The following is a 23,804-nucleotide window of genomic DNA, read 5'->3' on the forward strand; positions in this document are numbered from 1 at the left end:
CGGAGAGCCCGTCCTCGCCGTCCGAGGAGGGAAATTGGTCCGAACCCGACGCATATGGGTCACCGCGGCCGCGGTGCTCGCGCTCGTGGGCGGAGTGTCCGGCACAACCGCGCACGCCGGACAGGCCCCGGCGGCCGCCGAGTCCGGCGGGAAACTGCCACCGGGCTGGCGCATCGACGGGGAGCGCTCGGCGCCGGACCTCGTGTGGCGGTCCGGCAGACAGGTGCCGATGGGTGACGCGCGGGTGGAATTCCGCTCGGGCGAGAGGCTGTTGGGGGTGCCGAAGCCGGAACGGGACGGGCACACCTTCCGGCTCGGCCTCGAACGGACCCGCACCGGCGAACTGACGGATCTTCAGGTCTGGTCGGGCGGAAGGCGGTTGGACGTCCGATCCCCGGCCACCGAGGCGCCCGCTGCCGCCGTCCGGCCGCCGGCCCCACTGCCCGCCGGTCCGGTGGACCCGGGCCGGCCCGGCCGCTATCGCACGGCCACCGGCGAGTACCGGCTCGAGCCGGTGCGTCTGCCCGGGTTCTCCGTCCCGGTCGAGATGAGCGCCGTGGTGGTCGCACCCACCGGGATCGCGGGCCCGCGCCCGCTCGCACTGTTCCTGCACGGCCGCCACGCCACCTGCTACGACCCGCACGGCGACGACGGGGAGGCCTCCGGCGCCTGGCCCTGCCCGGCCGGCACCCTCCCGATACCCAGCCACCGGGGATATCTCCGCGACCAGCGACTGCTGGCGTCCCAGGGCTATGTGACCGTGTCGATCTCGGCGAACGGGATCAACGGCCAGGACTGGCGCGCCGAGGACGGCGGCGCCCAGGCCCGTTCGTCGCTGGTCCGGCTGCACCTGGCCCACTGGGCCGACTGGGCCCGCGACCCCCGGCAGGCGCCTCCGGTCGTCCGCGAGGCGCCTCGCGCCGACCTGTCCCGGGTGCTGCTGATCGGCCACTCGCGGGGCGGCGAGGGCGTCGACCGGGCCGCGCTGGACAGCCTCTACCCCCCGCCGGCCGACCAGGACGCCTACCACGGCAAGGTGCGCTGGCACATCAGGGGCACCGTGCTGATCGGCCCGACCGTCTTCGGTCAGAACCCGGTGCCGGACGTGCCCTCGCTCACCGTCCTGCCGGGCTGCGACGGCGACGTCTCCGATCTCCAGGGCGAGATGTACGTCGACGGAACCCGTGCGGTCAGCACCGGCAGGGCCCTGCACAGCGCGGTCTACGTGATCGGCGCCAACCACAACTTCTTCAACACCGAATGGACTCCGGGTCAGTCGCAGGCTCCCGCGGAGGACGACTTCTACGACGACCCCGACCGGCGGGATCCCGTCTGCTCCAAGGGGACCGCGACCCGGCTGACCGCCGACCGGCAGCACCGGGCGGGCTCGACGTACATCGCGGCGGCGGCGCGGCTGTTCGTCGCGGGTGACGACAAGGTGCGCCCGCTGCTGGACGGTTCGGGACGGCGGGCGCCGTCGGCGGATCCGGCGCGCGTGCTGAGCCACGCGGTCGGCGCCAACCGCGGCGCCGGGTTCCTGCCGGACGGCCGGGTGACCGTGTCCGGCGGCCGGCTGTGCGCGGTGGCCGATCCGGACCCGGCGGCGGTCTGCCTGGGCGAGGGTGCCATGGGCGGCTCGCCGCACTTCGCGCGCTGGGAGACGGAACGGGAGACCGGGCGGAACGCGATCGCGCTGCGCTGGACGTCCGCGGCCGCCACGACCCGGGTCACGGCCGCGCGGCCGGTCTCCCTGCGGGGCGCCGACGCGCTCGCGCTCCGGGTCCTCGTGCCCCCGAACACCCGGGGCACCCGCTTCGACGTGGCCGTCACCGACACGCACGGCCGTCGGGCGGTGCTGGGCCGGATCCGGGTCGACGGACTGCCCGGCAGTGAACGCACCGCCTCCTACTGGGCCCGTGAGCTGCGCGTCCCGCTGGCTCCCGCCCGGCGGGCCGGGGTCGAGCTGCGCTCCGTCAAGTCCCTTGAACTGACCGCGCGTTCGGCCTCGGGGCGGGCCTGGCTGATGGACGCCTGGGGCTGGCGGCCGGGCACCCCGGCGGTACGGGCGGCGGCGCTGCCGCGCATCGACATCGGCCGTCTCACGGTCGACGAGGGCGACTCGGGGGTACGGACCTACCACGTGCCGGTGCGGGTGTCCGGGCGGGGCAGCGGGCAGGTCCGGATGTACGTCGTGGACCCGGCGACCGGTACCGCGAAGGACCGGCTGGTCACCGTGCGGCCCGGCGGCCACGCCGTCGACGTACCGGTCAAGGTGCGCGGCAACACCCGCTACGGCACGGATGTCTCGTACGTCGTGCTGGTCAAGGCCGTGCGCGGCGCGGTCGTCGGCTCCTACCGGGGCGGGGTGACCGCGCACGACGACGATCCGGCGCCGGAGGTCACCGTGACCCCGCTCGCGGACCGGGTGGCGGAGGGCGCGGCGCTCAGGTGGCGGATCTCGTTGTCCGAGGCGGCGGACACGGACATCGGTTCGCTGTTCGTCCCGGTGCCGCCCGGTGACGGTGGTCCCGAACTGTCCACCAGGGACGTCGACCCGCGGTGGCTGGCCGACAACTCAGGTGCCGCGCCCGACCCGGAACGGCCGCTGTCGAAGGTGGACGGCCTCTATCTGTGGCTGGACGTCCCGGCCGGCCGGACCGGCGTCGAGGTGACCGTGCCCACCGTCGCGGACCGGGTCGCCGAGCCCGCCGAGTCGGTCGCCTTCCGGCAGACCGGGGACGACGGCGCACCGCTGCCGGACGGCCTGGTGCTGAACGGGACGGTGCTGGACGCCCCGTAGCACCGCGCCGCTCGACCGGCCGGACGCGTCCGCACTCAGGGCGCGAGGGTCACCCGGATGCCCACCGTGCCCTCGCGGCCGCGCCGCAGCCTGCTGCCGAGCAGGGTGAGGCGGCCGGTGATCCCGTACTTGCGGGCGACGAGGTCGCGGTAGCGGGCGGTGGTGGCCTCGTCGGCGATCTCGGCGGTGGCCGCCACCGGGTCGCCGGTCGGGCGGCCCCGCAGGTCGCAGGGGCCGACCCGGACGTCGGCGCGGCGGCGGATCCGCTTGACCTTCCAGGAGTCGGCGGACGTCCACACGCCGAGCGTCTCCCCGTCACGCACCACCCAGACCGGTGTGGGGACGGGCGTGCCGTCCTTGCGGAAGCTCGTGACGAGCAGGTACTTGCCGGCGCCGAGCCGGTCGATGTCGGTCCCGGAGGTGTCCATGCCGGAAGTGTAGGGCGCCGGTGCCCTGCCACGTCTCAGACCAGGGCCGTCGCCATCCGTCGTACCGCTTCCGTGATCACCTCGGGTGAGGCGGCCAGGTTGAGCCGCACGTGCCCGGCGCCGCCCGTGCCGAACGGGACACCGGAGTTGACGGCGACCCGGCCGCGCTCGAGGAAGACCTCGGCCGGGTCGTCGCCGAGACCGAGGGCACGGCAGTCGAGCCAGGCGAGGTAGGTGGCCTCTGCGGGCCGGTGACGTACGGCGGGCAGGTGACGGTCGAGCAGACCGGCGAGCAGGCGCCGGTTCTCCTCGAGGCCGGCCAGCAGGGCGTCCAGCCAGGCGGTGCCGTCGGCGAGGGCGGCCGTGTGCGCGAGGACGCCGACATGGCTGGGGCCGTGGCTCACCTCCTCCGGCAGCCGGGCGAGGTCGTCGGCCGCCCCGGGTCCGGCGACCGCGACCGCGGCCTTGAGGCCCGCCAGGTTCCAGGCCTTCGAGGCCGACATGAGGGAGAGGCCGCGCTCGGCGCCCGGCACGCTCAGGTACGGCACGAAGGCGACGCCGGGGGCGGTGAGCGGGGCGTGGATCTCGTCGGCGACGACCCGGACGCCGTACCGTTCGGCGATTTCCGTCACGGCGGTGAGTTCCTCCGCGGTGTGGACGGCACCGGTCGGGTTGTGCGGGCTGCACAGCAGATGGGCGGCCCGTGCGCCGCCGAGCCCGCGGAACACCCGGGCCAGCACGTCGAGATCCAGTCGCCCGTCGGGGCCGAGCGGGGCTTCCACCACCCGCCGGTCCATGTGCTCGACGAAGTGGTAGAACGGCGGATACACCGGCGAGTTGACGACCACCGGGTCGCCCGGGCCGGTGACCAGCCGCAGCATCTCGACCACCCCGAGCATCACGTCCGGGACGATCGCGGTGCGGGCGGGCTCCAGCCCGTGCCAGCCCCAGCGCTTGGCGGCGAACGCGGCGAGCGCCTCGGCGTAGCCGGTGCCCGCCGGGTAGCCGGTGTCCCCGAGTTCCATCGCCTCGGTGACCGCGCGGACGACCGGCGCGGCGAGCGGCACGTCCATCTCCGCCACCCAGACCGGGAGCACGTCCTGCGGGTAGGTGCGCCATTTCATGCTGGTACGGCGTCGCAGCCGGTCGAGGGTGAGCGCGCGCAGCGGGTTCGGTTCGTCCGGGTTCTCCTGGTGGATGCTGGTCATGGGGTCAAGATAGGCGGGCCGGGGGTGTCCGGGAACGTGCCCGTGCGGCCATGTCGTAGCGCCATGGGATCGCAAAGATCACCCTGGTGGTGAACGCCCCCGTGCCCGGCCCCGTATGGAGAGCAGGGCGCTCGACGACCGGAGGGCCCCGCGGTGTCGGCACCGCGCGTTCGGGGTTTCGGGAGCCATGGATGAGGCACGCACGACGACGGGTCGTCCGGCGGGGGACACAGCTGGCGGCGGTCGGCGGACTCCTTCTGGGAGGCGCGATGGTCACCACCGCGATGGCGAGCGAGACTCCCGGCACCGCCGCCGTCCCCTTCAGTTCGGCCACCGAGGCCGGCGACACCGGCGCCGCGCTGGTGGCCGAGCTCGGTACGGCCCGTACGGCGGGCAGTTGGATCGGCGCCGACGGCAAGCCGGTGGTCGCGGTGACCGACAGGCAGGCCGCGGCGGCGGTCGAGAAGGCGGGGGCCGAACCCCGGATGGTCTCGCACAGCATGAACGAGCTGAAGGCGGCCACCGCCGCGCTGCGTTCGGCGCCGCGGGTGGCCGGCACGGCATGGGCGGTGGACTACCGGACCAACCGGGTGCTGGTGGAGGCCGACAGCACGGTGTCCGCCGCCGACTGGTCGGACATGAGCCGGGTCGCCGCGGGCATCGGCACGTTCGTGCGGATGCACCGCTCGCAGGGGACGTTCACGCCCCGGCTCAACGGCGCGCAGCCGATCCTGTCGACGGGCGGCCGTTGTTCGGCGGGGTTCAACGTCACCAACGGGCAGACCGAGTTCATCCTCACCGCCGGTCACTGCGGTCCGGCCAACACCGTCTGGTTCGACGACAACCAGGGCAACCGGCAGCTGGGCACCACGATCAACACGCAGTTCCCGGGCAGCGACTTCTCGCTGATCCAGTACGCGGGCGGAAAGGCCGGTGCCAACGCGGACGTGGTCGCCATCGGCAACGGCCAGGGCGTGCGGATCACCGGGGCGGCCGATCCGACCGTCGGGCAGAAGGTGTTCCGCAGCGGTTCCACCAGTGGACTGCACGACGGCACGGTGACCGCGCTCAACGCGACGGTCAACTACCCGGAGGGCACGGTCACCGGGCTCATCCAGACGAACGTGTGCGCCGAACCGGGCGACAGCGGCGGTCCGTTGTTCTCCGAGGGCATCGCGCTGGGCGTGACCTCGGGCGGCAGCGGGGACTGCACGGCGGGCGGGGTGACGTTCTTCCAGCCGGTGACGCGGGCGATGGCTGCGCTGAACGTGCAGTTGGTCGGGTCGGCGCGGAACGGGGCCGGGGGCCAGGGCGCCGCTCCGGCGCCGTCGGCGGGTGCCACCCACAGCGCGATCGCGCCGAGCGCGGCCTCGCCGGGTTCGGCGGCGCCGGTCGGGTCGTCGCAGGACACCGGCCTGGTGGCCAAGCTCACGGACACCCGCAACGTCGGCCCGGGTCTGCTGGTGATCGGGGGCAGCCTGGTCGCCCTGGTCGCGGCCCGCTACTTCCGCGCGGAGCAGGACCGCAAGGCGTACCAGCGTTACTACTCGGCCACTTGGGGCTGACGGCGGGGCCGGGGGCGCGGAGGGCCACGGGGCCACGAGAAGGCACCCGTGCGACGGGTGGCCCGGGGGACGGGCGGTCAGGCCGCCTGGTCCGGCTGCTGCGGGGAGGCGGCCGCCCATTCGAGGACGAGCCGCTGGTACTCCTCGCGCTGCTCGGTGCTCAGTGTCCCGCCCGACCGGAGCCACAGGGCCCGGATCTCCTCGTTGACCTCGTCGGCCGATCGCTCGGTGACGGCTTCAACAGTGGTGGACATGGTGTGAAGCATATGCCGGTCGGCGTGAAGGCGCCGTGAGTAAGTACGATCGAATACGGACATAACGGACCGTGTTCATCATCACGTCAATGAGCCGAGGGGGAAAGGGAGTTATATTCCGCACGCTCCCGGGCGTCCGGCCGGGAACGCCGGTTCAGCCGCCGTTGCCGCCGAGCACCAGCACCTCGATCGCCAGCACGGCCGCGCCCCGGGCCCAGTCGTGGAAGTCGGAGACCTTGGTCTCCAGGTCGATCGGCGCCGCGAGCGGGTGCCGGTGGCCGCGGAGGGTGTCCCGCACCGTGTCACCGGCCACCTCCATCAGGCCGACCCCCTCCCCGGCCAGCAGGACCTTCTGCGGCATGACGAAGTTGGCGATGTGTGCGAGCAGGACGCCCAGCGCCCGGCCGGCCTCGCCGATCACCCGCGCGGCCATCGGCTCGCCCGCGGCGGCGTCCGCGAGGATCTCCTCGTATGACGCGTCGCGGCCGGTCGCGGCCCGGATCTGGTAGCGCATGCTGGGGATGGTGAGCAGGGACACGGCACTGCCGCGCTCGCCCTGCGGGGTCAGCGGGCCCTGCGGGTCGATGATCCAGTGCCGTCCGAAGCCCCGGTCCTCCTCGGCGTACGGCACCCGCCGGCCGCCGAGCACCAGCCCGTAGCCGATGCCGGCGCCGATGGTCAGGACGACGAAGCGGTCCAGCCCCCGGCCGGCGCCGAACCAGGTCTCGGCCTCGACCAGGGCCGCCACGTCGTTCTCGACCACGACCGGCAGCCCGGTGCGCCGCCGCACCAGATCGGCCAGCGGGACGTCACGCCAGCGCAGGTACGGCGACTCGCCGACCACCGCGTGCTCGCGCACGAACCCGCCGACGCCGATGCCGATGCCCGCGACGGCCGGGTGCCGGGCGGCCAGCTCCGCGGCCATCCCCGCCAGCAGGTCGGCGACCTGCTCGGGGTCGTGGCTGACCAGGGGGCGGTCCAGGCGGGCGACGATGTCGCTGCGCAGGGTGGTCACGACCCCGTACACCATCTCGTCCGTGACCTTGAAGCCGAGGAAGCAGCGGGACTCGGCGACCACGTCCAGGGGCTGCGAGGGGCGGCCCTGGCGCGTCTCCGCGGAGGAACCCGCCCAGGGTGCCTCGACGAGCAGCCCGGACTCGATGAGGGGCTTGGTGAGGCGGGTGAGGCTGCCCTGGGAGAGGTTCAGCCTGCGGGCCAGCCCGGTGCGCGACAGCGGGCCGTTCACCAGCACCTCGATCGCCACGGAGCGCTCCGCGGGGCTCAGTGGCAGCCAGTCGGACACGGCATCCCTTTTCTTCCGTAACTGAAGTAACCCGCTCACCCTACTGTGCGCCGGGTGCGCCGCAGAAGCGCCCTCCTGACGTCTCCCCTGCTTCTCTCCACCCCTTGACGCCGAGATTCTTCCGAAGCAAAAGTAACCTCCATGACTTTCTCCATCGGCATCGTCGGCGCCGGTCAGTTCTCCGGCCAGTTCGCCACCCTGTTCCAGGCCCACCCCGGCGTCGGTGACGTGTACGTCACCGACCTGCTGCCCGAGCGGGCGGAGCAGCTCGCCGCCGCCCAGAGTCTGGCGGGGACCTTCCCGTCGTACGAGGCGATGCTGGAGTCGGCGGACGTCGACGCGGTCGCGATCTTCACCCAGCGCTGGACGCACGGCCCGCTCGTCCTGCAGGGTCTGAACGCCGGCAAGCACGTGTACTCGGCGGTCCCCATGGCGATCACGGCCGAGGAGATCGCGGCGATCATCGACGCGGTCAGGTCGACCGGCCTGACGTACATGATGGGCGAGACCAGCCAGTACAACCCGGCGACCGTGCACGCCCGCAACCAGATCGCCGAGGGCGCCTTCGGGCGGCTCTTCTACGCCGAGGGCGACTACGTCCACGACATGGACCTCGGCTTCTACGACGCCTACCGCTACAGCGGCGGCGAGAACTGGAAGGCCACCGCCAGCTATCCCCCGCTGCTCTACCCGACCCACGCGGTGGGCGGGGTGCTCGGCGCCTGGCAGACCCACGCGGTGAGCGTGTCGGCGATCGGCGTGGTGGACGACCGCGGCGACGGCGTCTTCGACAAGGACGTCAGCCAGTTCGGCAACGACGTGTCCAACGCCACCGCGCTGTTCGAGGTCGCGGGCGGCGGTTCGTTCCGTACCAACGAGTTCCGCCGGGTCGGCTACCCGTCGCACATCCGCGAGTCGCGCTTCCGGTTCTTCGGGACCGAGGCCAGCATGGAGCAGCTGGCGACGGTGGCGCTGTGGCAGGACAAGAAGGGCGTGCACGACATCAGCGAGCTCCTCGAGCCCAAGCCCACCATGTCCCCGGACGACCCCTCGCTCCAGCACATCGCGCCGGAGCTGCGGGCGGCCTTCACCTCCGGGTCGGCGCCGGTGCACGACCGGACGCGGCTGCCGCGGGAGTTCGACACGCTGCACAACGGCCACGAGGGCAGCCACCACTTCCTGGTGGACGACTTCGTGACCGCCGTCAACACACGCTCCCTGCCGTCGGTCAACGCGTGGGTCGCCGCCCGCTACACCCTGCCGGGCATCATCGCGCACGAGTCCGCGCGGCAGGGCGGGGCCAGGCTGGACATCCCGGACTTCGGGGACGCCCCGGAGAGCTGACCGGGGCGGCGGCCGGGGCCGGGTGCCGTCAGGTGCCCGGCTTGCGGCCGTACACGTAGACGTCGTCGCCGTTCTTCAGGAGCGACCAGTACTTCTTGGCCGTCGTGGTGGTCATGTTGACGCAGCCGTGCGAACCCGGCGGGTTCCACATGCTCAGACCCACCGAGTGGAAGGCCTGTCCGCCGTCGAAGAACTGGCTGTAGGGCATCGACACGTTGTAGATCGAGGAGACGTGGTCGATGTCACGCCAGTAGATCTTCTTCAGGCCGGTGCGGGTGACGTACCCCTTGCGGCCGGTACGGACCGGCACCGGGCCGTACACGAGCTTGTTGCCGTCCTGGATCCAGCTGAGCTGGAGCGTGAGGTTCACGCAGGCGATGCGCCCCTTGTTGGTGGGGCACTTGCCGTCCTCGTTCGGCTTGCTGCCGACGGCCTTCTGCTTGTTCATGAGGTCCATCACGCCCCAGGTGACAGGGCCGGCGTAGCCGATGTCGGGCGTGATTCCGTGCTTGTCCTGGAAGGCCTTGGTCGCCTTGCAGTCGGCGGCGGACTGCTTGCCGTCCACCGGCCGGCCGAGGAACTTCTCCACCTGCTTCTGGTACGGCCCCGCCTGCGTGGTGCAGCTCGCGGCCTGGGCCGGGGCGGAGGTGAGGGCGAGCGTGAGCGGCGCCACGAGCCCGGTGACGCCGAGCACGACGGCGCCTCGTCTGCGTATGTCCCCCATGTGACGTATATCCCCTTCCTGTGTCCTGCGATCTCGTGGTCCTAGACCGGCCGATCGAGGGCATTGGTTGTAGCTCCGGCCACGCTGTGACGAAACGGTTAACTTCGGCGTCGTGGACGTGGGCGACCTAGGCTGCCGTCCATGGACCACCTGCTTGCCGACGATCTCGCCCGGTTCCCCGAACTTCTGCGGTCGGCCCGTGACGTGGCCGCCCGCGCGCTGGCCGGGCTGGACGAACGACCCGTGGCCGCGCCCGGCCCCGCGCCCGCACGGGCGGCACTGCCCGAGCGGGGGGAGGGCGGAGCGGGCGCGCTGGCCCGGTTCACCGAGCGCTGGGCGCCGGGTATGTCCGCCTCGGCCGGCCCACGCTACCTCGGTTTCGTCACCGGCGGTGTGACCCCCGCCTCCCTCACCGGCGACTGGCTGACCTCGGCGTACGACCAGAACGCGGCCGGGGCCGCCGGCTCCTGGGGTACCGCCCTGGAGCGCGAGACGGTCGGCTGGCTGGCCGAACTGTTCGGGCTCGGCCAGGCACACGGCGGGGCCTTCGTGACCGGGGCCACGATGTCCAACACGGTGGGACTGGCGATCGCCCGGGAGTGGCTCGGGGAACGGCTCGGGGTGGACGTCTCCCGGGCGGGCGCCGCCGCGCTGGGCCCGGTCGACGTGCTCTCCGGCAGCCCGCACTCCAGCATCGGCAAGGCGCTGTCGGTGCTCGGCATCGGGCGGGACCGGCTGCGGCCGGTTCCGTTGCTGCCCGGCAACCGGGAGGCGGTGGACGTGACCGCGCTCGAGGCGGCGCTGGCCGCGCGGGACGGCCGGCCGGTGATCGTGGTCGCCAACGCCGGCACCGTGAACACCGTCGACTTCGACGACCTGCGGGCGATCGCCGCGCTCAAGGAGCGGCACGACTTCTGGCTGCACGTCGACGGCGCGTTCGGCGCGTTCGCCGCCCTCTCCCCCGCCCACGCCCCGCTCGTCGCCGGTCTGGACGCGGCCGACTCGGTCTGCGTGGACCTGCACAAGTGGCTCAACGTCCCCTACGACGCGGCCGTGCAGTTCACCCGGCGCCGCGACCTCCAGGTGGCCGTCTTCCACAACGAGTCCTCCTATCTCGGCCTGCCCACCGGCGAACCGGACTTCCTGCACCTCACCCCGGAGACCTCCCGGCGGCTGCGGGCACTGCCGGCCTGGTTCTCCCTGACGGCGTACGGCCGGGCCGGGTACCGCGAGATCGTCGAACGCAACATCGCCGAGGCCCGGCGCCTCGGCTCGGGCGTCGCCGCCCTCCCGGGCCTGCGCCTGCTGGCCCCGGTCCGGCTCAACGTGGCCTGCTTCACGCTCGCCGAGAACCCCACCCAGGAGCGGGTGGACGCACTGGCCGGGGCCCTCGCCGCGTCCGGGGAGACGTTCCTCACCCCGACCGTGTACGGCGGGGTGCCCGCGCTGCGGGCCGCGTTCAGCAACTGGCGGACCACCGAGGACGACACCCGGCGGGTGCTGGCGGCGCTCACGGCGGCGTCAGCCGCCCTGTGAGGCGTGCCGCACGTCCCGGTGCGGCCGCAGCGCCGCGTGGAAGCCGCCGTGGACGGCGGTGAGACCGCCGTCGACCCGGAGCGTGGTGCCGGTGATCCAGGCCGCGTCCCCGGAGGCGAGGAAGGCGACGGCCGCGGCGACGTCCTCGGGCTCGCCGATCCGGCCGAGGGGGTAGAGCGGGCGGAGGGCGTCGAGTTCGTCCTCCCGACCCGCCCACGCCGACGTGCGGACCGTGCCCGGCTCCACCAGGTTCACCCGGACCCCGCGCGCGGCCGCGTGTCCTGCCAGGGTCCGGGTCAGCGAGCCGAGGCCGGCCTTGGCGGCGCTGTAGGCGTGGTTGCCGAAGTCGGCCTCGGCGTTGACGGAACCGATGCTGACGACCGCGCCCCGGCCGGAGGCGGCCAGGTGCGGCAGGGCGGCCCGGCAGCAGCGGTAGACGCCGGTGAGGGTGATGTCGAGGTCCAGGTCCCAGCCGTCGTCGGGCTGGTCCTCGAAGAGCGGGACGTCCGGGGTGCAGTGCGCGGCGCAGTTCACCAGCACGTCGAGTCCGCCGAAGACGCCGACGGCGCGCTCGACGGCCGCCGTCACCGAGTCGCCGTCGGCCACGTCGCACCCGAACGCCTCGACGCTCAGACCCTGTTCGCGCAATGCGGCGGCCGTCCGCTCCGCCTCGGACAGGTCCCGGTCGGTCGCCAGCACCCGGGCGCCCTCCTGGGCCAGCCGCCGGGCGACGGCCGCGCCGATGCCGCGGGCCGCGCCCGTGACGAGAACCCCGTGTCCCGCGAAGCGATCGAGTCCGGTCATGGCACGACGGTACGGGCCGGAGGATCAACAGGACAGATAGCGTGCGGGTCATGTCCGCGTTTCTGCAGCAACTCCCGGCCCTGATAGGCGTCGTGATCGGCGCGCTCGGTTCGTATCTCGCCGTGGTACGCGGTGACCGCGTACGGTTCCGGCGCGAGCAGGAGGCGCGCTGGGACGAGCGCCGGCTGACCGTCTACGCGGAGTGGGCGCAGGCTCTCAAGAAGACCGTCTCCGTCGACTACCGGGTGGCCGCCCATCTGGGCAATGACCCGCATCCCCACCCGCTCTCCCCCCAGGAGGCCGAACCTCTCCTGGCGGCGGCCCAGTTGGCCCGGGACCCGCACGGCGAGAAGCTCATCATGCTGGGCAGCCCGGCGGTGGTCGCCAAGGGCCAGGAGTGGGTGCTCGCGGTCATGGCGATGGAGCGGTTCCTGCGGGAGGAGCGGCGGGATCCCGACGCCTGGCGCGTCCTGCTGGAGCGGCAGCGCGACGGCCGGGACGGTTTCTACGCGGCCGTCCGCGAGGACCTGGCGCTGCCGCCCGGTCACCCGGGACGGCTGCCGTTGGCGGAGGCCTGAGGACCTCCGCCGTCGCCGTCCGCCGGTTCAGTGGCCCCGGGAGATCCACTCGGCCAGCTGGGGCGCCTCGGCGCCGATGGTGGTCGGGTCGCCGTGCCCGGTCAGGACCTTCGTCTCCGGCGGGAGGGTGAGCAGCTTGTCCCGGATGGAGTCGATGATCGTCGGGAAGTGGGAGTAGGACCGTCCGGTCGCGCCGGGGCCGCCCTGGAACAGGGTGTCACCGGTGAAGACGGTGGCGAGGCCCGGCTCGTACAGGCAGACCGCGCCCGGTGCGTGGCCGGGCGTGTGCAGCACGGTCAGGTCGGCGCCGGCCGTCTCGATGACCATGCCGTCGGAGAGGTGGTTGTCGGGGTCGCGGTCGGGGTGGGTGAGCTTCCACAGCGGCAGGTCGTCGGGGTGCAGCCAGATCTTGGCACCGGTCAGGTCCGCGAGGGCGGGCGCGGCGTCGATGTGGTCGTTGTGGGCGTGGGTGCACACGATCGCCTTCAGGACCCGGTCCTCGACGGCCTCGGCGATGGCCTCGGCGTCGTGGGCGGCGTCGATGACGATCACCTCGCGTTCGTCGCCGATGATCCAGACGTTGTTCTCGACGTCCCAGATGCCGCCGTCGAGGGTGAACTGGCCGGAGGTGACGAGGCGTTCGATACGTACGGTCATCAGAGCACCACCACGGAACGCAGCACGTCGCCGCCGTGCATCCGGTCGAACGCCTTCTCCACCTCGTCGAGCCGGATGGTCTCCGTGACGAAGGCGTCCAGCGGCAGCCGGCCCTGCAGGTGCAGGTCGATCAGCATGGGGAAGTCGCGGGTGGGCAGGCAGTCGCCGTACCAGCTGGACTTGAGGGCGCCGCCGCGGCCGAAGACGTCCAGGAGCGGCAGTTCCAGCTTCATCTCCGGTGTGGGCACGCCGACCAGGACGACCGTGCCGGCCAGGTCGCGGGCGTAGAAGGCCTGCTGGTAGGTCTCCGGGCGGCCGACCGCCTCGATGACGACGTCGGCGCCGAAGCCGCCGGTCAGTTCGCGGATCACCTCGACGGGGTCGCTCTCGCGCGAGTTGACCGTGTGGGTGGCGCCCAGGGTACGGGCCGTCGCCAGCTTCCGGTCGTCGATGTCGACGGCGATGATCTTCGCGGCGCCGGCCAGCCTCGACCCGGCGATCGCGGCGTCGCCCACCCCGCCGCAGCCGATCACGGCGACCGAGTCGCCGCGGCCCACGTTGCCCGTGTTGATCGCGGCGCCGATGCCGGCCATCACCCCGCAGCCGAGCAGTCCGGCGACCGCCGGGGAGACGGCCGGGTCGACCTTGGTGCACTGTCCGGCGGCCACCAGCGTCTTCTCGGCGAAGGCGCCGATACCGAGCGCCGGGGAGAGTTCCTGCCCGGTCGAGGCGAGGGTCATCTTCTGCTCGGCGTTGTGGGTGTTGAAGCAGTACCAGGGGCGACCGCGCAGACAGGCCCGGCAGTTCCCGCACACCGCACGCCAGTTGAGGATCACGAAGTCACCGGGCGCCACGTCCGTGACGCCCTCGCCGACCGACTCCACCACTCCGGCGGCCTCGTGGCCGAGCAGGAACGGGAACTCGTCGTTGATCCCGCCCTGCTTGTAGTGCAGGTCGGTGTGGCAGACCCCGCAGGCCTGCACCTGCACGACGGCCTCGCCCGGCCCGGGGTCCGGCACCACGATCGTCTCGACCCGTACCGGCTCGTCCTTGCCCGGTGCGATCACGCCGCGTACTTCCTGCGCCATGGACCTGACCCTTTCGTCGCTCTCCTGACCTGGCTGTCTCCGACCCTACGCGTGACCGATCGGTAGCGGCACGGAGCACGTCGATCGTCGCGGATCTTTCCCCCCGGTCGCCGCGCGCCACCGGGGCCTCCGGGGTCCGGGGGACGTCCCCGGCACGCCGACGTAGCCTTGGTGCGCCGCCCACCGCCCGGACGAGGAGCACCGTGACCACCGCAGACGCAGTTGTGCCGCGCCGGCCGGGAGACCGGACCGGTCCGTCCGCGTTCCGGCTGCTCCTGTCCTACGTACGGCCGCACCGGTGGGCGCTGCTGGCGGGTGCGGTGCTCTCGCTGCTGACGGGGGCGACCGGTCTGCTGCTGCCGCTGGTGGCCCGCGGCCTGATCGAGGACCTCTCCCACCACCGCTCCGTCTCGGGGAAGTTGCTCGCGATGGCGGCCCTGGTGGTCACCAACACCGTGGTGGGCGCACTGGGTTCGTACGTGCTGCGGCGCACCGCGGAGTCGGTGGTGCTCGGCGCCCGGCGCACTCTTTCCTCGTACCTGCTGCGGCTGCGGATCACCGCCGTGGACCGCACCGAACCCGGTGATCTGATGGCGCGGATCACCTCCGACACCACGCTGCTGCGCGAGGTCACCACGGACTCGCTGGTCGCGCTCGGCACCGGCGGGCTCACCCTGGTCGCCACCGTGGTGATGATGGGGGTGGTGGACCCGGTCCTGCTGGGCGTCACGCTCGCGGTGATCGCGGGTGCGGGCACCGTGCTGGGCACCATCGTGCCGCGGATCAACCGGGCCAGCCGGCGGGCACAGGACGCGGTCGGGGTGATGGGTGCCTCGCTGGAACGGGTGCTGGGCGCGCTGCGGACCGTGAAGGCGTCGGGCGCCGAGCCCCGCGAGGAGCGGGCGCTGCACGAGGCCGCGGAGGAGTCCTGGCGGCAGAGCGTGCGGGCCGCCAAGTGGTCGGCCGCCGCGGGCAACACGGCAGGTCTCGCGATGCAGCTCGCGTTCATCACGGTGCTGGCGGTGGGCGGGGCGCGGGTGGCGACCGGCGCGATCGGCGTCGGCACTCTGGTGGCGTTCCTGCTGTACGTCTTCTACCTGATGTCGCCGATCCAGCAGGTCGTCGGCGCGGTCACGCAGTACCAGACCGGGGCCGGCGCGCTCGCCCGGATCCAGGAGGCGCTCCGGCTGCCCGCCGAACCGCCCTCCGAGCCCGCCGAGTTGCCGTCGCCCGGAGCCGAACCGGCCTCCGTCACCTTCACCGACGTGCGGTTCCGGTACGCCGACGACCTGCCGTACGTGCACCACGGGGTCGGCTTCTCGGTACCCGCCCGCGGCATGACGGCCTTCGTCGGCCCGTCCGGCGCGGGCAAGACCACCGTCTTCTCGCTGATCGAGCGGTTCTACGACCCCGAGTCGGGCACCATCGCCCTCGACGGCCGCCCGCTCGCCGACTGGGACCTGTCCCTGCTGCGGTCGTCCATCGGATACGTCGAGCAGGACGCGCCCGTGCTGTCGGGGTCGTTGAAGGACAACCTGCTCCTCGGCAATCCGGCGGCGGACGAGGACACCGTGACGCGGGTGCTGAAGACGACCCGGCTGGACGGTCTGGTGGCGCGCCTGCCGCAGGGGCTGGAGACGCTGGTCGGGCACCGCGGCACCAAGCTGTCCGGCGGGGAGCGGCAACGGGTCGCGATCGCGCGGGCGTTGCTGCGCCGGCCCCGGCTGCTGCTCCTGGACGAGGCGACCTCGCAGCTGGACGCGGTGAACGAGGCGGCCCTGCGGGACACCGTCGCGGACGTGGCCCGGTCGACGACCGTGCTGGTGGTCGCGCACCGGTTGTCGACGGTGACGACGGCCGACCGGATCGTGGTGATGGACGCGGGCCGGGTCCGCGCGGTGGGCACGCACCGGGAGCTGGTGGCGGCGGACCCGCTGTACGCGGAGCTGGCGGCGACGCAGTTCCTGGCCTCCGGGCACTGAGCCCGGGCCGCCCGTGCCCGGCCGCCGGGCACGGGGTACGGCGAAGGGCCGCCCCTGGTCCGGGACGGCCCTCGGGGTACGGCCGGGGGTCAGGCCTCGATGCCCGGCACCAGTCCCATGGCCGGCGCGGCCAGGTCGGTGAGCTGGTGCAGTTCGTTCAGCTTCTGCAGTCCGTCCAGTCCCTGCAGCTGCTCCGAGACCTTGGGGATCTCGTCCCTGTGCTCCGCCGGGATACCGATGCGGGAGACCGAGTCGAGCACACCGAGCGCGGTGAGCTTCTCGGGGTGCGGCGCGCCCGTGTCGGCCGCGTTCGCCAGCGGGGCGGCGAGACCCGTGACCCCGACGGCAAGACCGACGGCGGCGACGATACGTCGTGTTGAGATCATGTCCTGAGGAACGGACCGGCCGGCGGGCCGGACACGGGCGGCCGGTCCCCCTCACCCGTCAGGCGGAGCGTGCGGCCCGCGCTTGCCGGGCCCGGCGGGGCGGAGGAGGCTCGGAGGTGGGGCTGTCGCGGCCCGCTCCGCATCGGGCCGTGGGCTCCCGCAGGAGGTCATCATGGGCACCGCGACCGGCTCCACGTTCGACATCGAGACCCTGCGCCGGGCCGTGGAGGGCAACACCGGCAACAGCCTGCTGGCGCTCTACACCGACGACGCGGAGATCCGCATCGTCGACCGCACCGACCAGCCCAGCCGTCCCAGGGTGCTGCACGGCCGCATCGACATCGCCGCCCTGCTGGACGACGTCTACAGCCGGGACATGACCCACCGGCTGGACCAGTGCATCGTGCAGGGCGACCGGGCCGCGTACAGCGAGTCCTGCGAGTACGCGGACGGCGCCCGGGTGCTCGCCGAGTCGATGCTGACGCTGCGCGACGGCAAGATCGCCGAACAGATCATGATCCAGGCATGGGACGAGTAACCGCGAGGAGCGCGAGGGTCCAGGTCAGCGCGCGGCTGACCTGGACCTTCTCGGCGCGGGCCGGGCTGGGGCACAGCCGCCGCAGCCTGCCCCGCGCGTCCGTCCTCCAGCTGCGCTCGCTCCTCGGCGCCCGGCAGGGCCGCGGGAGGCGCTGAGCACCTCGGCTCGTCGACCCGGCCGGGAAGCGGGCGTGATCAGCGCATCCAGGCGCTGTACTCCATGACGGCACCGGCCCGCAGGCCGTACTCGGGATCGTCCCGGGTGGACGTCATCTCCAGGCCGAGTACGGCACCGGTGGACGGGTCCAGGATCAGCATCCGCCGGGCGCCCGAGGCGTCGTCGTGGACGTAGGCCTGCCCGGTGCGCCCGAGCCGGTCGGTGACCTGGCCGGCCGGGCGCAGGTCCTTCGCGTCGGCGAGAAGTCCGGCGAGGGCGGCGGACTCCCGCGCGCCGGGTGTCCAGTTGTCGAGCAGGTCGCGGGTGGCGTCCAGGAGCTGCGACGTGGTGAGGGTGCCGGTGTGGCTGTAGATCAGCTCGGCCAGGTAGGAGCGCAGTTTCGCCGGTGTGTGCGGGGGTGTGGCGTACGGCGGGCCGTCGCCCCACATCGGCGGGAAGGTGCGGCGGCTGAGCACGTGGCCGTCCTCGACCCGCCGCGGCCGGTCGCCGTCGTCGGTGAGAACGGGGCGGCCGGGGTGGGACGGGTCGGTGGCCACGACCACCTCGGTGTGGGTGCCGTCCGCCGCCCAGCGCTCCACCCGCTCCTCGGGCAGGGTGACCGGCGGCCGGTCGTCGCTCATGCCGAGGCTCCAGGACTGCACGTGGGTGCCCCGGCGCAGGGCAGGTGACCCGTCCCGGGCCGCCACGGCCGCCAGTTCCGCGACCTCGGTGAGCGGCACGGGCGTGGAGTGGGCGCGGACGGCCAGCGGCCGGGGCGCGGCGACCGCGGGGGTGCCGCCGGGACCGCCCAGCAGCACGGTCAGAGTCGTGGCGACGGCGGCGAGCGCGGCCGCGAGCGACCACACCAGTCGCGGCCCGGTCCGGCGCCGGGGGTGCGGGGTGTCGCGCAGCAACCGGGCGAGGTGCTGTTCGGCATCGTGGCCGAGGGGGCCGTCGCCGAAGTGGGGACCGTCCGCGGGTACCGGGTCGGCGGCGCGCAGCAGGTCGAGTTCGTCAGCCATGGCGGTGTTCCTCGGTAAGAGCCTCGACGGCAGGGGGTCGCAGTCGGTCGATCTCGGCTCTGAGCCGTCGGCGGGCGCGGTGCAGCCGCATCGCGGCCGCCCGGCTGCCGCAGCCCAGGGCGACGGCGACCTCGTCGACGGCGAGTTCCTCCCACGCGGTCAGCCGCAGCACCTCCTGGTCGGCCGGGGAGAGCCGGGCCAGTGCCTCGTGCACCCAGGAGCCGGGCTCTTCGCTGTCCGGGCCGGCCACGGTCTGGCGTCCGTGGGCGGTCTCGTCGTTGCCCAGCCGGTCCACCAGCCGGCGCCGGCGCCCGTGTCCGCGTACCGCGTTGGCGAGGCAGTTGCGTGCCACGCCGTACAGCCAGGGCAGCGGGGTCGCCGGGAGGTCGGCGCGGCGGCGCCAGGCCACGGTGAACACCTCTGCCACCACTTCCTCCACCTCGCCGGTCCGGCCGTCCAGTCGCCGCGCGACATAACGGCTGACCGCCCAGTAGTGCTCGCGATAGGCAGCGGCGAAGGTCTCGTCGTTGCTCATGTTCGGTTTCTGTCCGGCACCTTCCCGGTCGTCACACCCCTCCCGGTGACGCTCGTCGCATCCGTCGAGTGTGACCTGCGAGTACCGCCCGGACACAGGCGGGGTATGAGGAACCTCAAGTGGCTCACCACCACGGATCACAAGACGATCGGGACGCTGTACCTGGTCACGGCGTTCTCGTTCTTCTGCCTCGGTGGCGTGATGGCCCTGTTCATGCGCGCCGAGCTGGCCCGGCCGGGTCTGCAGATCATGTCGAACGAGCAGTTCAACCAGGCGTTCACGATGCACGGCACGATCATGCTGCTGATGTTCGCGACGCCGCTGTTCGCGGGGTTCGCGAACTGGATCATGCCGCTCCAGATCGGCGCGCCGGACGTCGCGTTCCCGCGGCTGAACATGTTCGCCTACTGGCTCTACCTGTTCGGCTCGACGATCGCGGTGGGTGGCTTCCTCACCCCGCAGGGCGCGGCCGACTTCGGCTGGTTCGCCTACGCCCCGCTGTCGGACGCGGTGCGCACGCCGGGCGTGGGAGCCGACATGTGGATCATGGGTCTGGCCCTCTCCGGCTTCGGCACGATCCTCGGCGCGGTCAACTTCATCACCACGATCATCTGTATGCGGGCCCCGGGCATGACGATGTTCCGCATGCCGATCTTCGTGTGGAACGTGCTGCTGACCGCCGTCCTGGTCCTGCTGGCCTTCCCCGTCCTCGCCGCCGCGCTGTTCGCGCTGGAGGCGGATCGGAAATTCGGGGCACACGTCTTCGACGCGGCCAACGGCGGAGCCTTGCTCTGGCAACACCTCTTCTGGTTCTTCGGCCATCCAGAGGTGTACATCATCGCGCTGCCGTTCTTCGGCATCATCTCCGAGGTCATCCCGGTCTTCTCCCGCAAGCCGATGTTCGGCTACATGGGTCTGATCGCGGCGACCATCGCGATCGCCGGTCTGTCCGTGACGGTGTGGGCGCACCACATGTACGTCACCGGCGGAGTGCTGCTGCCGTTCTTCTCCTTCATGACGTTCCTCATCGCCGTACCGACGGGCGTGAAGTTCTTCAACTGGATCGGCACCATGTGGAAGGGCTCGCTGTCGTTCGAGACGCCCATGCTCTGGGCCCTCGGCTTCCTGGTCACGTTCGTCTTCGGCGGTCTGACCGGCGTCATGCTCGCGTCGCCCCCGATCGACTTCCACGTCTCCGACTCGTACTTCGTGGTGGCCCACTTCCACTACGTGGTCTTCGGTACGGTCGTCTTCGCGATGTTCGCCGGCTTCCACTTCTGGTGGCCCAAGTTCACCGGCAAGATGCTCGACGAGCGGCTCGGCAAGATCACCTTCTGGACGCTGTTCGTCGGCTTCCACGGCACGTTCCTGGTCCAGCACTGGCTGGGCGCGGAGGGCATGCAGCGCCGGATCCCCGACTACCTGGCCGTGGAGGGCCTGACCACGCTCAACACGGTCTCGACGATCTTCTCCTTCCTGCTCGGATCGTCGCTGCTCCCATTCCTCTACAACGTGTGGAGGACGGCCAAGTACGGCGAGCGGGTCGAGGTCGACGACCCGTGGGGCTACGGCCGCTCCCTGGAGTGGGCGACCTCCTGCCCGCCCCCGCGCCACAACTTCGTCTCGCTCCCCCAGATCCGCAGCGAGTCACCGGCGTTCGACCTGCACCACACCGTGGAGCGGGAGCTGAGCACGCGATGACCGCACGGGAGGAGGAGCGGGCGCTGGTCGGCCAGATCGAGGGGCATCTGCTGCTGGCCGCGACCAGGGAGGAGGGCCGGCGGGCGGCGGCGCGCGCTGCGGACCGGATGGGGTGGTTGACGGACACCCAGCGCGAGGTTCTGGAGCGGCAGCTGGAATCCGAGTACCTCGGCCTGGCCCACATCTCCTGGCGCCGCACGGCGGCACGCGGCCAGGAGCTGCGTCAGGAGTACGAGCATCGGTACCGGATCCTGCGCCGCCGGCTGGTGGCAGGCTCCGTGCTGGCCTGCGCGCTGTGGGCCGCGGTGACCCTGGTCTCGCGCTGGGCCTGAGCGGGGGAAGGGTCCGGACCGTCCGCCGGCCGGGAGCGTGCCGTCGGTTCCAGAGGGGGGAGGCGCCGGTGCCCACCGGGCTACCGGGCGCCCCCGGACGTCCAGTCCTCGGGTCGCAACATGCCCACCAGCAACCGCACCAGTTCGTCCACGACGTCGTCGAGCGTCGCGTCCACCCATCCGGCGCTCCAGTCGTGCAGCAGTCCGTTCACGCTGCCGATGAAGGCCGTGGCCGCCAGCCGGTAGTCCCGCGGTGCCGCGTCACCGCGTGCCACCGCCGCGTCCGCCTCGCCGCAGATCAGCTCCACCCAGCGCGCCCGCCGCTCCAGCCGCTGCTCCTCCAGGCGCGGACTGACGCCGATGATCTCGACGAAGGCGACCCGGATGCGGCGCGGGTCCGAGGTCACGTCGCGTGCGTACGCCCGGAAGAGCACGGTCACCCGCTCCACGAGCGACAGCGGTTCCGCTTCCGGGAAGGCGTCCCGCACCGCCTCCTCGGCCCACCCGTTGACCTCCAGGTGCAGTGCGGCCAGGACGTCCTCCAGGGTGTGGAACTCCTCGTAGAACTGCCGGGTCGACAGGCCGGCCGCCTGGCTGAGCGCCGCGACGGTCGTGGCGCGGAATCCCGGCGTGTCGCCGAAGAGCCGGAGCGCCGCGTCGAGGAAGCGCCGACGCCGTTCGGCCTTGCGTTCCTCGGCGGACCGGCCGCCGTAGCGTCCCGTCGGTGCCTTGAGCCTGCCCGGCAAGATTGCCCCCTCCGTCATCCGCCCGATGACCGATTTTGTCGCCCGCGCGTCTTCTCCAGTGCCTCACCCCCTACCTTACTTTCCGGTAAGTCCTCTTTGATCTCCCGGTTGTTGTGGCATGGGCCGCCGGCGGCGCGGCAGGCGGACGGCGGAGGGCGGCCGATGACAGGACTCAGAACTTCGCCGCCACCCAGGCGGCCAGTTCCGACCTGGCCGCGGTCAGCAGGGCGGAGCCGGGCGAGGCGGCGCCGTTGGTCACCAGCGCGAAGTGCAGCACGCCGGAGTCGGGGTCGCCGAGCAGCAGCCGGCGGCTGCCCGTGCCGCCCGGTTCGTCCGCCACGCCGACGGGGGTCGAGGAGGTGTACGACGGTGGCGCGTGGACGGTTCCCAGGTCCGAGACCACCGTGGTGGACGCGGTCGGGAAGGACGCCGGGAGGTGGAGTTCGGTGGGCGCGCCGGCACTTCCGGAGCGCCAGACCTGGACCGCGTACTGGCCGGATCCCACCAGTGCGGCCACGTTCGGCAGCGAGCCGGGCACCGGGTTCCAGGTCAGGGTCGTCGAGCCGTCCCGGGAGCGGTCCTCGTAGGTGAAGGCGAGGGTGGAGCCGGACGTGGCACTCGGATAGACGCGGTCCAGGAGCCTGGCGTTCTGGCGGAGGGCCACCGTGCCGGAGTCGTCCGTCCGGACCGCCGAGAGGTCCTCGTCGTTCCAGGCGTCGCCCGAGGTGAGCACCTTGGCCGGGTTGCCGTTCATCAGCTCGTGATGGCGGCCGCTGTAGACGTCCCACTGCCACTGGGTGCCGGAGAGCACCGGACCGGAGGACGCCGGCGCCGACCACCAGGCGGATCCGGGCAGACGGGAGTCGAGGGCCTGGTACATGGCCTTGTCCACGGTCGGCGCCTTGCCCGCGGTGGTGCCGGACAGCGGATGCCCGAACTCGCTGACGACCGCGGCGGTGCCGGCGGCCGAGGCGCGGTCGCGGACCGTCCCGAAGTCGGTGCTGTACTGGCCGTCGGAGGCGTTGCCCCACATCAGGATGCCGGAGATGGCCTTCTGGTCGTAGAAGTGGGTGTTGAAGACGTAGCGGGAGCCGAGCCCGCCGGTGTCCAGCAGGCCGCCCTCCTGCTTCTGGGTGGAGATGTTGGCGTTCCAGAAGAGGTTGGGCTCGACCAGGGCGGGCTTGGCGCTCCAGCCGGCCGCGTCCATCCGCGCCCGGAACCTCTGGTAGAAGGGCCACAGCAGGTTCTGCTCCCAGGTGCGGGAGGTCTGGCCGGAGTCGTAGGAGCCCGCGTACGGCTCGTTGTAGGGGTCGAAGCCGACGACGCCGTCGAACTCGTCGGAGGTCAGGTGCTGGGCCAGGTAGGCCATGGTGGTCTGGGCGGTGGCCAGGAAGGCGTCCTGGAGGCCGTGGTTGTCGTGCCAGAAGTCGTACTGGCCCTTCTGCACGGCCGCGTTCTGGGTGATGTTCTGGCCCCAGAACAGGCAGATGCCGCACGACTCGGCCGGGTAACCGCCGAGCGCCACGGCCCACCCGGGAGCGCCGTCGCCGGTGTACCAGCTGCCCTGGTTGAACAGGTGGCGGGAGTACAGGTCCTGGTGGAAGTCGGGCAGGACGCGGATGCCGGCGTCCAGGAAGGCCTGCGCCTGTGCGGTGACGGCGGCCAGGTAGCCGGTGTCCACCTGGCCCCGCACGGGCTCCGCGCGCGCCCAGGAGAGCAGGAGGCGTACGGCGTTGCCGCCGCCGAGGGCGCGCAGTGCGGTGGCCGACTTCCTGGCGTCGGCGACGGACGCGAACGGCAGGCCGGCGTTCTCCTCCAGTTTGGTCTCGCCGGAGACGTTGTAGCCGCGCAGCACCACCTCGCGCCCCTGGCCGTCGACGAATCGGCCGTTCTGCACAGTGAGCGGGGTGCCGTCGAACCAGAGGGAGCCGGACGGGGTGGCCGCGGTGGCGGAGGGGGCTCCCGCCACCGCGAGGAGTCCGAAGAGGACAACCAGGACAACGATCGAACGCGCCCGGATAGTAGTCATGTCCACTACAGTCTGGCGGTTTCCGGACACCGTCAATACTTCTGACCCACGAGTAAGTTGAATACCTGTAAGACACTTGGGAATCAGG

Annotated in this window: 23 protein-coding genes; 10 read left to right on the top strand and 13 right to left on the bottom strand. The window is 72.4% G+C overall.

Features of this window, described 5'->3' with window-relative positions; genetic code table 11:
- Window positions 1–34 precede the first annotated feature (34 nt).
- Complete coding sequence (locus tag ACFY3I_RS08430; RefSeq protein ID WP_390859936.1) at window positions 35–2,800, top strand: hypothetical protein; 2,766 nt, start codon at window positions 35–37, stop codon at window positions 2,798–2,800.
- A 35-nt stretch (window positions 2,801–2,835) separates the two neighbouring features.
- Here ACFY3I_RS08430 and ACFY3I_RS08435 read toward each other — a convergent pair whose 3' ends face one another.
- Both ACFY3I_RS08435 and ACFY3I_RS08440 read right to left on the bottom strand, forming a co-directional pair.
- Window positions 2,836–3,228: a PPOX class F420-dependent oxidoreductase gene (locus tag ACFY3I_RS08435; RefSeq protein ID WP_365289582.1), complete on the bottom strand. Its 393-nt coding sequence runs from the start codon at window positions 3,226–3,228 to the stop codon at window positions 2,836–2,838.
- Window positions 3,229–3,263: 35 nt separating this feature from the next.
- Window positions 3,264–4,436, bottom strand: coding sequence for a MalY/PatB family protein (locus ACFY3I_RS08440; RefSeq protein ID WP_390859937.1), 1,173 nt, complete (start codon window positions 4,434–4,436; stop codon window positions 3,264–3,266).
- Window positions 4,437–4,627: 191 nt separating this feature from the next.
- Between ACFY3I_RS08440 and ACFY3I_RS08445 the strand changes: the two genes are divergently transcribed.
- Window positions 4,628–6,001, top strand: a complete 1,374-nt coding sequence (locus ACFY3I_RS08445) for a S1 family peptidase (protein ID WP_390859938.1) — start codon at window positions 4,628–4,630, stop codon at window positions 5,999–6,001.
- Window positions 6,002–6,078: 77 nt separating this feature from the next.
- Here ACFY3I_RS08445 and ACFY3I_RS08450 read toward each other — a convergent pair whose 3' ends face one another.
- Window positions 6,079–6,267, bottom strand: a complete 189-nt coding sequence (locus tag ACFY3I_RS08450) for a hypothetical protein (RefSeq protein WP_365289579.1) — start codon at window positions 6,265–6,267, stop codon at window positions 6,079–6,081.
- Window positions 6,268–6,409: 142 nt separating this feature from the next.
- Window positions 6,410–7,558: an ROK family protein gene (locus ACFY3I_RS08455; RefSeq protein WP_390859939.1), complete on the bottom strand. Its 1,149-nt coding sequence runs from the start codon at window positions 7,556–7,558 to the stop codon at window positions 6,410–6,412.
- Between the two features lie 141 nt (window positions 7,559–7,699).
- Here ACFY3I_RS08455 and ACFY3I_RS08460 point away from each other — a divergent pair, with 141 nt between their 5' ends.
- Window positions 7,700–8,902, top strand: coding sequence for a Gfo/Idh/MocA family protein (locus tag ACFY3I_RS08460; RefSeq protein WP_390859940.1), 1,203 nt, complete (start codon window positions 7,700–7,702; stop codon window positions 8,900–8,902).
- A 28-nt stretch (window positions 8,903–8,930) separates the two neighbouring features.
- On the opposite strand, the gene ACFY3I_RS08465 is transcribed toward ACFY3I_RS08460, so the two are convergent.
- Window positions 8,931–9,626, bottom strand: a complete 696-nt coding sequence (locus ACFY3I_RS08465; RefSeq protein ID WP_390859941.1) for a L,D-transpeptidase family protein — start codon at window positions 9,624–9,626, stop codon at window positions 8,931–8,933.
- A 141-nt stretch (window positions 9,627–9,767) separates the two neighbouring features.
- Between ACFY3I_RS08465 and ACFY3I_RS08470 the strand changes: the two genes are divergently transcribed.
- On the top strand, window positions 9,768–11,162 hold the full coding sequence (locus ACFY3I_RS08470) for a pyridoxal phosphate-dependent decarboxylase family protein (RefSeq protein WP_390859942.1): 1,395 nt from the start codon (window positions 9,768–9,770) through the stop codon (window positions 11,160–11,162).
- Here the strand turns inward: ACFY3I_RS08470 and ACFY3I_RS08475 are convergent.
- Entirely contained in the window at window positions 11,148–11,966 is an 819-nt protein-coding gene (locus tag ACFY3I_RS08475) for an SDR family NAD(P)-dependent oxidoreductase (protein ID WP_390859943.1), read from the bottom strand. The genes ACFY3I_RS08470 and ACFY3I_RS08475 overlap by 15 nt on opposite strands.
- Window positions 11,967–12,016: 50 nt before the next feature.
- On the opposite strand from ACFY3I_RS08475, the gene ACFY3I_RS08480 reads away from it, so the two are divergent.
- Window positions 12,017–12,544: a hypothetical protein gene (locus ACFY3I_RS08480; RefSeq protein ID WP_365289573.1), complete on the top strand. Its 528-nt coding sequence runs from the start codon at window positions 12,017–12,019 to the stop codon at window positions 12,542–12,544.
- Between the two features lie 27 nt (window positions 12,545–12,571).
- Here the strand turns inward: ACFY3I_RS08480 and ACFY3I_RS08485 are convergent, their stop codons facing one another.
- A complete protein-coding gene (locus ACFY3I_RS08485) occupies window positions 12,572–13,201 on the bottom strand; it encodes an MBL fold metallo-hydrolase (protein WP_390859944.1) in 630 nt (209 codons plus the stop codon).
- Entirely contained in the window at window positions 13,201–14,289 is a 1,089-nt protein-coding gene (locus ACFY3I_RS08490; protein WP_390859945.1) for an S-(hydroxymethyl)mycothiol dehydrogenase, read from the bottom strand. The genes ACFY3I_RS08485 and ACFY3I_RS08490 overlap by 1 nt, the downstream gene beginning before the upstream one ends.
- A gap of 203 nt (window positions 14,290–14,492) precedes the next feature.
- On the opposite strand from ACFY3I_RS08490, the gene ACFY3I_RS08495 reads away from it, so the two are divergent.
- On the top strand, window positions 14,493–16,271 hold the full coding sequence (locus tag ACFY3I_RS08495) for an ABC transporter ATP-binding protein (protein WP_390859946.1): 1,779 nt from the start codon (window positions 14,493–14,495) through the stop codon (window positions 16,269–16,271).
- 89 nt (window positions 16,272–16,360) lie between these two features.
- On the opposite strand, the gene ACFY3I_RS08500 is transcribed toward ACFY3I_RS08495, so the two are convergent.
- Entirely contained in the window at window positions 16,361–16,657 is a 297-nt protein-coding gene (locus ACFY3I_RS08500; RefSeq protein WP_390859947.1) for a hypothetical protein, read from the bottom strand.
- A 172-nt stretch (window positions 16,658–16,829) separates the two neighbouring features.
- Between ACFY3I_RS08500 and ACFY3I_RS08505 the strand changes: the two genes are divergently transcribed.
- Complete coding sequence (locus tag ACFY3I_RS08505; protein ID WP_365289568.1) at window positions 16,830–17,195, top strand: nuclear transport factor 2 family protein; 366 nt, start codon at window positions 16,830–16,832, stop codon at window positions 17,193–17,195.
- Window positions 17,183–17,350, top strand: a complete 168-nt coding sequence (locus tag ACFY3I_RS08510) for a hypothetical protein (protein WP_390859948.1) — start codon at window positions 17,183–17,185, stop codon at window positions 17,348–17,350. The genes ACFY3I_RS08505 and ACFY3I_RS08510 overlap by 13 nt, the downstream gene beginning before the upstream one ends.
- Before the next feature lie 39 nt (window positions 17,351–17,389).
- Here ACFY3I_RS08510 and ACFY3I_RS08515 read toward each other — a convergent pair whose 3' ends face one another.
- Together ACFY3I_RS08515 and ACFY3I_RS08520 are read right to left on the bottom strand one after the other, a co-directional pair.
- Window positions 17,390–18,373 (bottom strand): CU044_5270 family protein, encoded by a 984-nt coding sequence (locus tag ACFY3I_RS08515; protein WP_390859949.1) that lies wholly within the window; start codon window positions 18,371–18,373, stop codon window positions 17,390–17,392.
- On the bottom strand, window positions 18,366–18,908 hold the full coding sequence (locus ACFY3I_RS08520) for an RNA polymerase sigma factor (RefSeq protein ID WP_390859950.1): 543 nt from the start codon (window positions 18,906–18,908) through the stop codon (window positions 18,366–18,368). Before ACFY3I_RS08520 ends, ACFY3I_RS08515 begins: the two co-directional genes overlap by 8 nt.
- Before the next feature lie 105 nt (window positions 18,909–19,013).
- Between ACFY3I_RS08520 and ctaD the strand changes: the two genes are divergently transcribed.
- Together ctaD and ACFY3I_RS08530 are read left to right on the top strand one after the other, a co-directional pair.
- Window positions 19,014–20,609, top strand: coding sequence for a cytochrome c oxidase subunit I (gene ctaD, locus ACFY3I_RS08525; RefSeq protein ID WP_390859951.1), 1,596 nt, complete (start codon window positions 19,014–19,016; stop codon window positions 20,607–20,609).
- Entirely contained in the window at window positions 20,606–20,941 is a 336-nt protein-coding gene (locus ACFY3I_RS08530; RefSeq protein ID WP_390859952.1) for a hypothetical protein, read from the top strand. Before ctaD ends, ACFY3I_RS08530 begins: the two co-directional genes overlap by 4 nt.
- 80 nt (window positions 20,942–21,021) lie before the next feature.
- Here the strand turns inward: ACFY3I_RS08530 and ACFY3I_RS08535 are convergent, their stop codons facing one another.
- Both ACFY3I_RS08535 and ACFY3I_RS08540 read right to left on the bottom strand, forming a co-directional pair.
- Window positions 21,022–21,687, bottom strand: coding sequence for a TetR/AcrR family transcriptional regulator (locus tag ACFY3I_RS08535; RefSeq protein ID WP_390859953.1), 666 nt, complete (start codon window positions 21,685–21,687; stop codon window positions 21,022–21,024).
- A 172-nt stretch (window positions 21,688–21,859) separates the two neighbouring features.
- The gene (locus ACFY3I_RS08540) at window positions 21,860–23,716 is read right to left on the bottom strand and encodes a cellulase family glycosylhydrolase (protein ID WP_390859954.1); all 1,857 of its coding nucleotides are present in this window, start codon (window positions 23,714–23,716) and stop codon (window positions 21,860–21,862) included.
- Window positions 23,717–23,804 lie beyond the last annotated feature (88 nt).

Origin of the sequence: Streptomyces sp. NPDC001068 (assembly GCF_042897315.1) — a bacterium.
Taxonomy (GTDB): domain Bacteria; phylum Actinomycetota; class Actinomycetes; order Streptomycetales; family Streptomycetaceae; genus Streptomyces.